Below are 13,822 nucleotides of genomic sequence, written 5' to 3'. Positions count from 1 at the left end.
TTCGCCGGATCCCGTATTCGTGTCGGTCTATTAGCACTGCCCCTGTGCGGGGCGGCACTCACTTTCTTTGCTGCTGCAAAGAAAGTAAGCAAAGAAAGCAGCTTCCGATACGCCCGCGGTCACACGCAATTTGGGTAGTCCTCTCGTCGTTCGTGGGCTGCCTAAAGAGTGCCCTCATAGGCCCAACCGGGCTTGGCTCGCGCACGGTCCGTCTCATCGCACCACACACCAAACTGGTTCAGCACCAAATAGCTCCGGCCCGCTTCGCGGCCGACCGGTCAAGCGGGTCCGCGCGTGCTTCGCTACTAACGTCTCAATCTCGCTGCACTTGCCGCACGTTGGTTTCCCTTGCATACCGGGCGGCAGCGCGTAGCGCTGTGCCGGAGCCATTTCGTGCTGAACCAGTGTCCTCAGCGTTTTCGGGCGGCAGACCGTGCGCGAGCCAAGCCCGATTAGGTGTTTGAGGGCACTCATTAGGCGAGTGCCGCCTGTGACGAGAGGACTACCCAAATTGCGTGTGACCGCGGGCCTGAAAAGCTGCTTTCTTTGCTTACTTTCTTTGCAGCAGCAAAGAAAGTGAGTGCCGCCCCGCACAGGGGCAACGCTAATAGACCGACGCGATAACGGGATCCGGCAACAACAACGAGACCCGGCAACAACAACAACAAAAAAAACCTCAAAGCCCAAGGTATTGCCGAACCGCCGGCAGCCCATCCTTACCATCAAGAGTCTTCACGCCTGCGAGCCAGGCATCCAGCACCTGGGGGTTCTGCTTGAGATAGGCCTTGGCCGCCTCCTGAGGCCGCTCTTTGTTCATCACCGGCTGCATGAGCCGATTCTCGAGATCCGTCGTAAAGCGCAAATTGGAAACGAACTTCCCCGCATTGGGACAACGCGTCAGAAAATCCGTATTCGTCAGCGTATAAACGCGCGCTTCTCCGTAGTTCGGCCCGAACACGTCATCCCCGCCGGAGAGGTAATTGATCTTCATCTGGATGTTCATCGGATGCGGCTCCCAGCCAAGAAACACCACCGGCTTCTTCTCGCGGATCGCCCGCTCGACCGTCACCAGCATCCCCGCCTCGCTCGACTGCACGAGCTTGAACCCGCCCAACCCGAACTGATTCGTGTCGATCATCTTCTGAATCTTCGCGTTCGCACTGCTGCCAGGCTCGATGCCGTATATCGTGCCGCCCAGTTCGTCGCGATGCTTCGCGATATCCGCGAACGTCTTGATGCCCGCGTCATACGCATAGCTCGGCACGGCCAGCGTCGCCTTCGCGCCCGACAGATTCGGCGGCTCCAGCTTCTCGATGCTCTTCGCCTCCAGAAACGGCTCGACCGCCTTCTCCTGCACCGGCCACCAGTAGCCAAGCGACACGTCGATCTGCTTGCTCTTCAACCCCGCGAGCGAAATCGGCACCGACGCGACCGTCGTCCGCGGCGCATAACCGAGCCCCTCGAAGACGACCGACGCAAGCGCCGTCGTCGACGTGATATCGGTCCAGCCGATATCGACGAAGCGCACCGTGCGGCAACTCGCGTCCTCCGCGCGCGCACTCTGAGCGACGGCGAACGCCGCGCACGCGCCGGCGAAAAACAGTGTTGGAATCAGGCGTTGTCTCATTGCGAGGCTTCCGTTGAGGGTTGAACCGATGCGCCAGTTCGAATGCCGGCGTGCATACAAAGTACCGCCGCATAAAAGCGCCCGAACGCCCGCGTGCGACCGCGAGTTGACTGCTTGCGACCTGCGTCGCTTGCCGCTTCGCGCACGCGCCTTCGCATCCGCGTCCCGGCAAGATTGAAAGCAAATTGAAATCATGACTTCCTGCTCATATTCGAAAACTTCGCACCATGGCGTAAACACGCATTGGAATGAAAAAACGTCGCGAATTCAGTAGTTTTTCCGCTGTTCGGTATCCGAAGCATGGCCGTCGCCGTTGCGCAAGATCAATCTTTGCCGAAACGCCACGGTCTCTGTGGTTGGTCGCACATAGCGCCGACTTCCGGCCGGGTAATGTGCGGGAAAGAGATAGCTTGTCTCGGCAGTGACGCGGCTTCAGGAAATGCGATGGAGTTAGCCGCGAAGCTCGCCGATTACATAGCCGTTCGACACACGTCGCCCAAAACCAAGGTGCCTGGATAATGGACCGTCAAGACGCCATCCGAGAGAGCGCGCGGCTCTACGCGCGCGAACCGCTTTACCTGCCTTCCGCCGAACAGATATCCGCATCGCGCATGACGGCCTTCACGCAGGCCCTCGAAAAGGCAACCGGCGAGCGCTTCGCCGATTATTCGGAATTGCATGCTTACTCAGTGCGCGAATATCGCCAATTCTGGAAATGCTTTCTCGAATCGGCGCGCGGGCTCGAATGGTCGGGATCCGATGAACCGGTCTGCATCGGCAACCAATGCGAAACGGCACGGTTCTTTCCCAACATCGAACTGAATTACGCAGAAAATCTGCTCGGCAAACGCATCGCGCCCGACGACGCTCCCGCGATCACCTCCTGCTTCGCCGACGGACGCCGCATAAGCTATACGCGCGGCGAGTTGCGCGAGCGCGTCGTGCGCCTCGCGCAGACGCTCTCCGAGCTCGGCCTGAAGGAAGGCGATCGCGTGGTGGCGATCATGCGCAACGACTGCGACGCGATCACCGCCGCGCTCGCCGTGACCGCGCTCGGCGCAACGCTTTCGACAGCCGCGCCGGAAAACGGCGTGCAGGCGATTCTCGACCGCTTCGCCCCGCTCGATCCGAAGTTCATGTTCGCGCACACGATGCAGCGTCCGTTCGACACCGGCGGCTCGCTTTCGGGCCACGTCGCGGCGGTGGCCGCGCAACTGCCGACGCTCACGGACATCGTCTGTCTCGAAGATACCGAACTGCCCAGCACGGTGACGCAGCGTCAGCACGAGTTGCGCTCGCTGATCGCGCGCGGCGACGCGATGCGTTTCGACTGGAAGCGCTTCCCGTTCAACCATCCGCTCTTCATCATGTTTTCGTCGGGCACGACCGGCAAGCCGAAATGCATCGTGCACGGCGCGGGCGGCACGCTGCTCGAACACGTGAAGGAGCATCGCCTGCACAGCGATTTCGGTCCCGGCGACAAGCTCTTCTTCCACACGAGCTGCTCGTGGATGATGTGGAACTGGCAGATGTCGGTGCTCGCGTCGGGCGTGGAGATCGTCACTTACGATGGTCCCGTCGCCGCCGTCGACACGCTCTGGCGTCTCGTCGCGAACGAGCGCGTGACGGTCTTCGGGACGAGTCCCGCCTATCTGAAGATGAGCGAGGATGCGGGCATCGAGCCGGCCGGACAGTTCGATCTCTCGGCACTACGCGCGATGATGTCCACCGGCGCCGTGCTCTACGACTCGCAGTTCGAATGGGTGTACCAGCACGTCAAGCAGTTGCAGTTGCAATCGATTTCAGGCGGCACGGACATCATCGGCTGCTTCGTGCTCGGCAACCCTAATCTGCCCGTCTATGCGGGCGAAGCACAATGCCGGAGCCTCGGCCTCGACGTGCAGGCGTTCGATCAGGGCGCGAGCACGATCATGCCGGGCGAGCTCGTCTGCACGAATCCGTTTCCGTCGCGACCGCTCGGCTTCTTCGGCGACGACGACGGCTCGCGCTTTCACAAGGCGTATTTCGCGGCGAACGAAGGCGTGTGGACGCACGGCGACGTCATCGAGTTCTCGCCGCAAGGCTCGGCGCGTCTGCACGGCCGCAGCGACGGCGTGCTCAACGTGCGCGGCATCAACGTGAGTCCGGGCGAAATCTACCGCATCCTGAGCGAGATCCACGAGATCCGTCATGCGATGGTGGTCGCCCAGACCGGCGCGAACGCGGGCGATGCGGGCCAGCGCATCGTGCTCTTGCTCGTGCTGCGGCCGGGTGCGCAACTGAATGCGGCGCTCGCCGCGCGCGTGCGCCGCGATCTCACGCGACAAGGCTCCGCCGCGCTCGTGCCCGATGTGATCGTGCAGGTCGACGGCTTGCCCGTCACGCACAACAACAAGCCGTCGGAAGCGGCCGCGCGCGATGCCGTCAACGGCCTGCCCGCGCGCAACGTGTCGTCGCTCGCCAATCCCGAGTGTCTCGATCAGATTCGCGAGCATCCGTCGCTTACGCGCGTGAAGCGCGATCTGCCCGCGCCGGGCGATTCGATCGGATCCATCGAGGCGTATCTGTGCGCGCTCTGGGAACAGCATTTCAGCTTCTCGCCGATCGACCGCGACGACAACTTCTTCGAGCTCGGCGGCCACTCGCTGCTCGCCGCGCGGATGCTCGCCGACGTGCAGCGCGCGACCGGCCGTGCATTGCCGCTATCGACGATGATCGTCGCGCCGACCGTCGCGCGCCTCGCCGCCGTCCTCGCATCCGAACCGGGCGCGCGCACCGCGGACTCGACGCTCGTGCAAATGCGTGCGGGCGTCGGCCGGCCGATCTTCATGGTGCACAGCATCACCGGCTCGGTGATGGAGTGCCTGACGCTCGCGGGCATGGTGCAGAACGAGCGGCCCGTGTACGGCCTGCAGGCGCTCGGCCTCGACGGCGATGAAGCGCCGCAGCACAGCGTCGAAGAGATGGCGCGCGGCTACGTGCTGCGCATCCGCGAAGTGCAGCCGAGCGGTCCTTATGCGCTCGTCGGCTATTCGTTCGGCGGGCTGGTCGCGTTCGAGATCGCGCAACAGCTCGTCGCGGCGGGCGAGAAGATCGAGATGCTCTGCCTGCTCGACACGTACATTCACACACATTGTCTGCCCTTCACGCTGTGGACGCGGTATCAGGCGGGCGTGCTCGTCGAACGTCTGCGCGAGTTGCGCTCGCTCAACGCCGGCGCGCGCCTCGGCTTCGTGCGCGGCAAGGCGGCGGCGATGACCAACCGCGTGCGCGGGCGCATGGGCAGGCCGACGACGCACCGGCAATCCGACGACGTCGCCGATCTTCCGCCTGTGCTGCGGCGCGTGCGCGAATCGATGAGCGCCGCGATGGCGACCTACAAGCCGCGCCGTTATGACGGCGGCCCGATCGTCTACGTGCGCGCGACGATGCTCGACGACTCGCGCAGCGATCCGCTGCCGGTCTGGCAACGCGTCGCGAAGCACGGCGTGCGCGTGATGCCGGTCCTCGGCAGGCACACCGATCTCGTGGTGGAGCCGCACCTGAGCACGGTCGCCGCGACGCTCACGAACGCGCTCGCGAGCGCCTGAACCGCATCTTCGAGCAGTGCAATCCGGCCGCCCTTCGGGGCACGCCGGATTGCGCGCGTTTTTTGCGCGCGCTAGGGTGGACGGCTTCTCTCATCGACGAGCCTTGCCAATCGATCCGATGTCCGCGCCCCACGATTTCCATTTCCTGCTGCTGCCCGAGTTCTCGTCGATCGGATTCATGTCCGCGATCGAGCCGCTGCGCGTCGCCAATCGCTTCGCGGGCGATCTGTATCGCTGGCACATTCTCAGCTTGGACGGCGGTCCGGTCGCCGCGAGCAACGGCATCACGCTCAACGCCGAAAGCGCGTTCGATCAGGTGAACGACGCGCGCACCGTGTTCGTCGTGTCGGGATTCGAGCCGCTCTCGCGCTACACGCGCGCGATCGGCGACTGGCTGCGGCGCCTCGATCGCGCGGGCGCGACGCTCGGCGGCATCGACACCGGCAGCTTCATCCTCGCGGAAGCCGGGCTGCTCGCGGGCACGCGCGCGACGCTGCACTGGGAAGCGGCCGCTGCATTCACCGAGCGCTATCCGGCGATCGCGACGAGTCAGGAGCTGTTCGAGATCGACACGCGGCGCATCACATGCGCGGGCGGCACGGCATCGATCGATCTGATGCTCGACGTGATCGCGCGCGAACACGGCGCCGAGTTGGCGGCGCAAGTGTCGGAGCAGTTCGTGCTCGGGCGCATCCGGCAGCGCTCGGATCATCAGCGGATGCAGATCGCCGCGCGTTACGGCATCCACAATCGCAAGCTGATTCAGGTGATCGAGCTGATGGAGCAGCATATGGAAGAGCCGCTGTCGCCCGATGCGCTCGCCGAATCCATCGGCGTGACGCGGCGTCAGCTGGAGCGGCTCTTCTGTGCATCGCTGAAGGACACGCCGACGCACTTCTATCTCGGCCTGCGTCTCGTGCGTGCGCGCGAGCTGCTTCACCAGACCGACATGTCGATTCTCGCGGTGTGCGTCGCGTGCGGCTTCGAATCGCCGTCGCATTTTTCGCGCACGTATCGCGCGCGCTTTCAGACGAGCCCGCGGCAGGATCGAAGCGCATTGCGCGCCGTCCCGTCCGCGCGGCTCGCGGCGGCTTAGAACGAGTGACGCATGCCTACGCGCACGTCGGCCTGCGTATTCGACGACGACGGCGTGAAGCTGTAGCCGATGACTGCATCGATGGGACCGGACGCGCGCAGATAGTCGCCCGAGATATACACGTCGGTACGTTTCGAAAGCAGATAGTGCAGCCCGAGCGAGCCCTGATTCCAGTGATTGCCTTCGAAGCGCGTGTGCTGATAGCCGCCGTAGAGATTCAGGTCCGGCCTGAAGCTGTATGACGCGCCGCCTTCGTACACCTGCATGTGCGAGGTCTGGCCGAGGCCCTTGATCGTCGTGTAGGTGAAGTTGCCCGATAACATCAGGTTGCCGATGGTCCATGCCGCGCCCACGGCGAACGCGCCTTGCTTGTCGACGGGAAACGAGGTCGAGCTATAGAGATCGGTGACGGCCCCCGTCGCCGGATCGACCGATACCGTCGGCTGGCCGAGGAAGGTGCGCGCGCCGATCATCGCGTACGGATCGAACGCGTAGATGCCGTTCGGATTGTTGAGTTGCGTATAGGCCGCGCCGACGTTGAAGGTGTTCGCCGCATAGTGCGCGCCGACGCTCCACGCGCTGTTGCGATGGAAGTCGCCCGCCTGATTGCCGAACGAATACATGCCGCCGAAGGTGAAGCCGCCGATGTCGTTCGACAGGAACTTGATCGAGTTCGGCAGACGGTCGCCGTTCATGCGGTCGAAGTCGCCCTGGTGAATGGCGTAGCCGCTCGCCCACGCCGAGATGTTGTAGAGGTAGACGAACTCTTCGGTCATATCGAGCTGATTGCCGAGCGAGACGGTGCCCCACTGGTTCTTGAGGCCTACGTAGGCTTGCCGTCCGAATTGCGCGCCGCCGAAGCCGAGCTGGCCATTGCCGAGATGAAAGCCCGATTCGAGCACGAAGACCGCCTGCAATCCGCCGCCGAGATCTTCTGTGCCGCGAAATCCGATGCGGTTGCCATAGGAGATGCCGTCATCGAACTTCACGACATGCGAGCCGCCCGTGTTGCTGACCCAGGTGACGCCCGCATCGAGAATACCGTAGAGCGTCACGCTGCTTTGCGCGTGCGCCGTCATCGGCATGTTCGCCGCGCCCGCTGCGAACGCGAGGCCTGCGATCCTTGCGGCATGTCTTTTTCTCATGTGCTGGTCCTTTGCTCGTCTCGATGTGTATTGCGTTGGAATAGGCGATGAAGCATCGCGTCGACGTCGTAAAAATAAAGGTCCATATATGCGCCGGCTCGACCCGGTGCGACGCAAATCTGTCTAGTTGCGACTACTGCAACATCGTGTTTCGCGTCAATAGAACGAATTCGTTTTCGGACATGCCCGATATGCGCGGCACGGCTCGGCTCGCATACTTCGGAATCTGTAAAAAACCCGCATTACTCAAGCCTTGTTTCGGATTCGAACGACATGACTACCCGCTGCCTGAGCATCCATCAGACCGACGCACCCGAAGTCCTGACCAATCACAAGCACTACGCCGCCCGCATGGGCTACGAGCACGCGAGCATTTCGATGGCGGGCATGCCGTGCCCGTCCCAGCGTTTGTTGCTCAAGTACGAAGCGATCCTGCATCACTTGCGCCGGATGCCCGAGATGGCGCTGCTCGTCTGCATGAGCGAAGACTGCATCGTGCTCAACATGCTCCCGGTCGAGCCCATCGCAGAAGGCAGGCAGCACGCGCTCATGGCGGTTTCCGGCAACGACGACGGACGTCAGACGGCCGTGCAGATCTGGCGTAATACGGTCGAGGTGCGCAACCTCATCGTGTGGTGCATCGGGGAATGCAAGATCGGCAAAGCGCCGCAAAACGAAATCGCGATGCTTGCAGGGCTCGACTACATCGAGCCGCACGGTGAACGCGGCGGCATCATGGCTACGATGCACTGCGGTCCGCGCTACGATCCCATCTGGACGCAGTACCCCAACCTCTGGACCATCGTGCTCGGCGAGGAAGCGATCTACGGTTTCATCCCGGCGAGCTTTCGCAACGCGCTCGCCGAACACATCAACGACTGTCAGCAGAAGGGCCTGCCGCTGTTCCAGCTTCCGGCGCAAAGCGAAACGCCGCATGAAGAGTTCAGCGTCTATAACCCCGGCAAGTCCATCGCCTTCATCACGTACTACACGCCCAACGTGCGTGCGTACGGCGCGATCGCCGAGCAGAACATGCGGCGCTATTGCGAGCGCCACGGCTATACGCTTTACGTCTATCGGCAGACGCCCGCCGAAGGCGTGCCCGGCGCGACCGGCACCTGGCTCAAGCCGTGGTTCCTGCGCAAGCATCTGCCGCATCACGACTGGGCGATCTGGGTCGATGCCGACATCCTCTTCTTCGATCAGCGCAAGCCGATCGATCCGCTGCTGGACGGGCGCGACATTCTCGCGGCGCACGATATCGGGCCGTGGATCATCAATGCCGGCGTGCTCGGCTTTCGCCGCAAGCCCGCGGTCCTCGCGTTCGTCGACGAAATCCACGAGCATGTCAGCGCCGCGCCCGACAAATCGAGCACCTATGCGAACGGCGGCGATCAGACCATCATCGCGAATCTGCTGACGGACCGTCTCGGCTGGAAGCTCGAACACGGCCTCGACTGCCTGAGCATCAATACGCCGTGGTACTTGCACCAGGCGGACAGCCTGATGCTCCACTTCATGGCGATCCAGACGCCGATGCGCGCCGTCGTGATGGCCGCACAGGAACGCGCGAGCATTCAGCTCGGCTGATCCCTCACTTCACGCCGAGCGCGGTCTGAACGGCTTCCAGGCCGTTTCCGCCGCTCGCCGTGGTCACGCCGTCCAGCCACGATTTCAGCAGCTCCGGATGACGCTTCAGCGCATCCGTGGCCGCTGCATCGACATTCGTTTTCTTCTCCAGCACATCCGTGATGACGCCGTTCTCCAGATCGACGTTGAACGCCATCTGTTTGAACAGCCTGCTCACGTTGGGGCATTGCTGCTCGTAGCCGCTGCGCGCCACGGTGTTCACCGTCGCGCCGCCATAGTTCGGGCCGAAGTATTTGTCGCCGCCATCGAGATAGGCGAGCTTGAACTTCGTGTTCATCAGATGCGGCTCCCACGCGAGAAACACGATCCACTTCTTGTCGCGCACCGCCCGCTCCACTTGCGTGAGCATCGCGGTTTCGCTCGATTCGACCAGCTTCCAGTCGCCGAGACCGAAGGCCTTGTCATCGACCATGCGCTTGATGTTCTGATTCGCCGGCGCGCCCGGTTCGATGCCGTAGATGCGGTTATCGAACTTGTCGGCGTTCTTCGCGAGGTCCGCGAACGAATGCACGCCCGCCGCCGCCACATAGTCCGGCACCGCGAGCGTGAACTTCGCATTGGAGAGATTCGGACGCACGACGTCGATCGATTTCTCTTCGAAGAACGGCTTCACGAGCGGCGCCTGCGCGGGCATCCAGTTGCCGAGAAACACGTCGATCTGCCCTTTCTTCATGCCCTGATACGTGATCGGCACCGACAGGTTCGCGACGTTCTGCCGATAGCCGAGCGCCTTGAGCACGATGCCGCTCATCGCATTGGTCGCGTCGATATCGGTCCAGCCCGGCCCCGCCATGCGGACCTGCGTGCAGGACTGCGGCTCGGCGGCAAACGCATGCGAAGCCACGCAAGCCAGCGCGGCGGCGAAGAGCGCGTGGATGAAGCCCTTTTTCATGGTGCATTCCTGTCGTGTGTTGTGGGGATGCGATCGATGCGTCAGTGCTCGACGGCGGGAAAACGCGCCATCGCTTCGAGATCGTCCAGATCGATGTGATTGCGCATGTAGCGCTGGCTCGCATCGACGTGAGGCTGCCAGTCCCATGACTGAATCGTGCCCTGCGTCGTCGCCGCGAAATGGAAATGGCGGCGGCGCTGACTCTTCAGCACGTCCCGATGCAGCGCATCGAGATTCCAGCGGCGCGCGATCTCCGCGCGGAATTCGGCCACGCGCGCGGCGTGACGCTCATCGCTTGCGAGATTCTCGCGCTCGAACGGATCGGCTTCTACATCGTAAAGCTGATCCGGATCCACGCTCGAATGAATGAACTTGAAGCGCCCGCGCCGGATCATCACGATGGGCGCAATCGCGCCTTCCGCGAGATATTCGCCGATGGCTTCGTCGTGCCCGCCGGTCTCGCGCAAGTGCGGCACGAGGCTTTGACCGTCGATGCTGTCGGGCCACGCTTGCGGCGCTTGTCCGCGCGCGAATTCGACGAGCGTCGGCAGCACATCGAGATGCGAGACCGAATCCTTCACGCGATGCGCGCCAAACCGCTTCGGCGCGTGCACGATGAGCGGCACGCGGCAGCCGCCTTCGAAGAACGTCATCTTGTACCAGAGGCCGCGCTCGCCGAGCATCTCCCCGTGATCCGACGTGACGACGATGATCGTATCGTCGGCGAGACCGGCCTCGTCGAGCGCTTCGAGGATCGATGCGAACTGGTCGTCGACATACGACACCGCGCCGTAGTACGCGCGCCGCGCATTGCGGATTTGCCGGTCCGTCGGCGGCGTGCGATCCGCTTCGTACACATGGCGCAGGCGCTTCGAATGCGGATCGCAGGCATCGAGCGAATCGCGATACGAAGGCATGTCGATGTCTTCATCGCGATACGCGTCCCAGTACTTGCGCGGAATCGCATACGGATCGTGCGGATGCGTGAGCGATGCGACCATCATGAACGGACGCGCGTCCTTGCCCGCGTTGCGCTCGCGCGCGATGTCGAAGAGCTTTTGACGCGTGGTGAAGGTCACTTCGTCGTCGAAGTCGAGTTGATTGGTACGCACGCATGGGCCCGCGTCTATCACGGAGCTCATGTTGTGATACCACGTCGGGCGCGCATCGGCGTTCTGCCAGTCGGGCGTCCAGCCGAAATCGGCGGGATAGATATCGGTCGTGAGACGTTCCTCGAAGCCGTGCAACTGATCCGCGCCGCAGAAATGCATCTTGCCGGAGAGAATCGTGCGATAGCCTTCGGCGCGCAGATAGTGCGCGAAGGTCAGCGTTTCGGACGGGAATTCGGCGGCATTGTCGAATGCGCCGATGTTCGAAGGCAGCTTGCCCGCGAGAAGCGAAAAACGCGAAGGCGCGCACAGCGGACTCGCGCAATACGCGGATTCGAACACGACGCCTTCGCGCGCGAGCGCATCGATGCGCGGCGTCTTCGTCACGCGATTGCCGTATGCGGCGAGTGCGAAGGGCGTGAGCTGATCGGCCATCAGCACAAGGATATTTTGTTTCGTCTCAAGCATGACTGCGTGCCTCGAATAGAATCGTTGATTGAGCGTTGGGTGTCACTATTGCCGTTCAAATCGCGGCTGTGAAGACAGCAAAACGTTATGCGTTCATAAGGGGGAGTTATGCCGCGGCCGGACCGCCTGCCACCGATGCAGGCGTTACTGATGTTCGAATCCGCCGCGCGGCACGCGAGCTTCACGGCTGCCGCGCGCGAACTCGGCTCGACGCAGCCCGCGGTGAGCCAGCGCGTCGTGCAGCTGGAGGAATCGCTCGGGGCGGCGCTGTTCGAGCGCGGGCATCGCGGGGTCACGCTCACGGACGACGGCGCGCGTCTTTTCGATGCGGTGCGTCGGGGACTCGACGTGATTCGCGCGGCGACGTCGGACATCCGCTCGCGTCACGCGCAACGCACGCTCACGCTGTCGACGGATTTCGGCTTCGCCACATACTGGCTGATGCCGCGCCTGCCGCAATTCAAGGCGCTGATGCCCGATGTCGACGTGAAGATCATCACGTCGCAGAGCTTGCCGAGCGCATCGGGCGATCATGCCGATGTGGTCATCGTCTTCGGCGACACGCATGCCGAATGGAGCGGTCAGAGCGCCGTGAAGCTCTTCGCCGAACGCGTGATGCCGGTGTGCAGCCCGGCGCTGATTGCGGGAAGAAGCGCGCGGGTATCGCCCGCCGATCTATCCGGGCTGCCGCTCTTGCATCTCGAACCGACGCTGCCCGAGCGCTGGCTTTCATGGAGCGCGTGGTTCGAAGCGCACGGCCTTGCCGCGCCGCCGACGCAGGGCGGCTTCACGTTCAACAGCTACGCGCTCGTCGCGCACGCCGCGGTGATGGGCCAGGGCGTCGCGCTCGGCTGGGCGCCGCTCATCGACGAACTGATCGCGACGGGCCAGCTCGTCGCGCTCTGCGATGCGCCGCTCGTCACCGATCGGGGCTACGTGCTCGTGACGCCGCGCGAGCCGTCGGCGGCGGTGCGGGCGTTCAGCGAGTGGCTGCTGGACGAATGCGACGTCGTCGGCTGACGCTTTCGTACTATTTGCGCGGCGGTTCGCTTCTATCCGGAAGGCGCGCGCGTTTGCTCTACTAGCGCGTACGCTCGCCGCATTTCGCGGCGCTGCAACCATTCGAATGTGGAGCACGCATGGCAGCCGATTCCCGCTTTGATCAACTCGTGCTTACCGTTTCGTGCCCGAGCGCGGCGGGGCAGGTCGCCGCGATCGTCGGCTTTCTGGAGCGGCATCACGGCTATATCGACGAACTCACCGTCTTCGACGACGATGTCTCCGAGCGCTTTTTCGTGCGTTGCGTGTTTCATGGCGCGCGGCCCGAGGAGGCGCTCGATCTCGCGATGCTGAAGCGCGAATTCGAGCCTATCGCCGAGCGCTTTGCGATGTCGTGGGCGATGCACGATCTCGCCGTGCGGCCGAAGGTGCTGCTGATGGTGTCGAAGCTCGAGCACTGTCTTGCGGATTTGCTGTTCCGCTGGCGCATGGGCGAGTTGAAGATGGATATCGTCGGCATCGGGTCGAATCATACGGATCTGGCGCATCTGGCGGAGCAGCATGGCTTGCCGTTCCATCATCTGCCGATTACCGCCGATACCAAGCCGCAGCAGGAAGCGCGCTTGCTCGATCTGTTCGATACGTCAGGCGCGGAGTTGATGGTGCTTGCGCGGTATATGCAGATTCTTTCAGGCGAGACGAGCCGCAAGCTGGCGGGGCGTGCGATCAATATCCATCACTCGTTCTTGCCTGGGTTCAAGGGGGCGAAGCCTTATCACCAGGCGCATGCGCGTGGGGTCAAGCTGATTGGCGCGACCGCGCATTTCGTCACCGACGATCTCGATGAAGGACCGATCATCGAGCAGGAAGTTGAGCGCGTCGATCATTCTTATGGGCCGGAGCGGTTGTTGGCGACAGGGCGGGATGTGGAGTGCCTTGCGCTTGCACGCGCGGTTAAAGCGTTTATTGAGCGGCGGGTTTTTATTAATGGCGAGCGGACTGTGGTTTTGCGGTGAGGTTTTTGCGCTCCGGGTTAGCTTGCTTTGCTGTTTTCGCTGGATTCCATATTCGCTTGGCTAGGGTTTCGCCGGATCCCGTTTTCGTGGCGGTCTATTAGCACTGCCCCTGTGCGGGGCGGCAGTCACTTTCTTTGCTGCTGCAAAGAAAGCAACTGTATTGAGCGTCAAGGGTTGAGTTGGTAAGGATCATGGTTTTGGGGGATTCCAAGTTGTGCCGTCGCGCATCA

General features: G+C 62.9%; 9 protein-coding genes. 5 read left to right on the top strand and 4 right to left on the bottom strand.

Features of this window, described 5'->3' with window-relative positions:
• Window positions 1-676: 676 nt before the first annotated feature.
• Window positions 677-1,627 carry a choline ABC transporter substrate-binding protein gene (locus NCR93_RS13905; protein WP_175982928.1) on the bottom strand — a complete coding sequence of 317 codons (951 nt, stop codon included), beginning with the start codon at window positions 1,625-1,627 and terminating at the stop codon, window positions 677-679.
• Window positions 1,628-2,145: 518 nt separating this feature from the next.
• Between NCR93_RS13905 and NCR93_RS13900 the strand changes: the two genes are divergently transcribed.
• The gene (locus tag NCR93_RS13900) at window positions 2,146-5,217 is read left to right on the top strand and encodes an acetoacetate--CoA ligase (RefSeq protein ID WP_175982927.1); all 3,072 of its coding nucleotides are present in this window, start codon (window positions 2,146-2,148) and stop codon (window positions 5,215-5,217) included.
• Window positions 5,218-5,335: 118 nt separating this feature from the next.
• Complete coding sequence (locus NCR93_RS13895) at window positions 5,336-6,313, top strand: GlxA family transcriptional regulator (RefSeq protein WP_008354136.1); 978 nt, start codon at window positions 5,336-5,338, stop codon at window positions 6,311-6,313.
• On the opposite strand, the gene NCR93_RS13890 is transcribed toward NCR93_RS13895, so the two are convergent.
• Window positions 6,310-7,458, bottom strand: coding sequence for a porin (locus NCR93_RS13890; RefSeq protein ID WP_008354137.1), 1,149 nt, complete (start codon window positions 7,456-7,458; stop codon window positions 6,310-6,312). The genes NCR93_RS13895 and NCR93_RS13890 overlap by 4 nt on opposite strands.
• A 273-nt stretch (window positions 7,459-7,731) precedes the next feature.
• Here NCR93_RS13890 and NCR93_RS13885 point away from each other — a divergent pair, with 273 nt between their 5' ends.
• On the top strand, window positions 7,732-9,048 hold the full coding sequence (locus NCR93_RS13885) for a glycosyltransferase family protein (protein ID WP_175982926.1): 1,317 nt from the start codon (window positions 7,732-7,734) through the stop codon (window positions 9,046-9,048).
• 4 nt (window positions 9,049-9,052) lie between these two features.
• Here the strand turns inward: NCR93_RS13885 and NCR93_RS13880 are convergent, their stop codons facing one another.
• Both NCR93_RS13880 and betC read right to left on the bottom strand, forming a co-directional pair.
• Complete coding sequence (locus NCR93_RS13880; RefSeq protein ID WP_008354139.1) at window positions 9,053-10,000, bottom strand: choline ABC transporter substrate-binding protein; 948 nt, start codon at window positions 9,998-10,000, stop codon at window positions 9,053-9,055.
• Between the two features lie 41 nt (window positions 10,001-10,041).
• Window positions 10,042-11,577, bottom strand: coding sequence for a choline-sulfatase (betC, locus tag NCR93_RS13875; RefSeq protein ID WP_008354141.1), 1,536 nt, complete (start codon window positions 11,575-11,577; stop codon window positions 10,042-10,044).
• 108 nt (window positions 11,578-11,685) lie between these two features.
• On the opposite strand from betC, the gene NCR93_RS13870 reads away from it, so the two are divergent.
• Both NCR93_RS13870 and purU read left to right on the top strand, forming a co-directional pair.
• Window positions 11,686-12,597 (top strand): choline sulfate utilization transcriptional regulator, encoded by a 912-nt coding sequence (locus NCR93_RS13870; RefSeq protein ID WP_175982925.1) that lies wholly within the window; start codon window positions 11,686-11,688, stop codon window positions 12,595-12,597.
• Between the two features lie 119 nt (window positions 12,598-12,716).
• Window positions 12,717-13,592 (top strand): formyltetrahydrofolate deformylase, encoded by an 876-nt coding sequence (purU, locus tag NCR93_RS13865; protein ID WP_175982924.1) that lies wholly within the window; start codon window positions 12,717-12,719, stop codon window positions 13,590-13,592.
• Window positions 13,593-13,822 lie beyond the last annotated feature (230 nt).

The sequence above is a fragment of the Caballeronia sp. ATUFL_F1_KS39 genome, assembly GCF_023630985.1.
Lineage (GTDB): Bacteria > Pseudomonadota > Gammaproteobacteria > Burkholderiales > Burkholderiaceae > Caballeronia > Caballeronia zhejiangensis.
Note: the sequence above shows the minus strand (reverse complement) of the source record. Positions and strands in the feature narration are given on the sequence as shown.

What these genes read in the sequence shown, in the direction of transcription:
- NCR93_RS13905 (WP_175982928.1), bottom strand. Translation starts at nt 1,627, where the DNA reads ATGAGACAACGCCTGATTCCAACACTGTTTTTCGCCGGCGCGTGCGCG.
- NCR93_RS13900 (WP_175982927.1), top strand. Translation starts at nt 2,146, where the DNA reads ATGGACCGTCAAGACGCCATCCGAGAGAGCGCGCGGCTCTACGCGCGC.
- NCR93_RS13895 (WP_008354136.1), top strand. Translation starts at nt 5,336, where the DNA reads ATGTCCGCGCCCCACGATTTCCATTTCCTGCTGCTGCCCGAGTTCTCG.
- NCR93_RS13890 (WP_008354137.1), bottom strand. Translation starts at nt 7,458, where the DNA reads ATGAGAAAAAGACATGCCGCAAGGATCGCAGGCCTCGCGTTCGCAGCG.
- NCR93_RS13885 (WP_175982926.1), top strand. Translation starts at nt 7,732, where the DNA reads ATGACTACCCGCTGCCTGAGCATCCATCAGACCGACGCACCCGAAGTC.
- NCR93_RS13880 (WP_008354139.1), bottom strand. Translation starts at nt 10,000, where the DNA reads ATGAAAAAGGGCTTCATCCACGCGCTCTTCGCCGCCGCGCTGGCTTGC.
- betC (WP_008354141.1), bottom strand. Translation starts at nt 11,577, where the DNA reads ATGCTTGAGACGAAACAAAATATCCTTGTGCTGATGGCCGATCAGCTC.
- NCR93_RS13870 (WP_175982925.1), top strand. Translation starts at nt 11,686, where the DNA reads ATGCCGCGGCCGGACCGCCTGCCACCGATGCAGGCGTTACTGATGTTC.
- purU (WP_175982924.1), top strand. Translation starts at nt 12,717, where the DNA reads ATGGCAGCCGATTCCCGCTTTGATCAACTCGTGCTTACCGTTTCGTGC.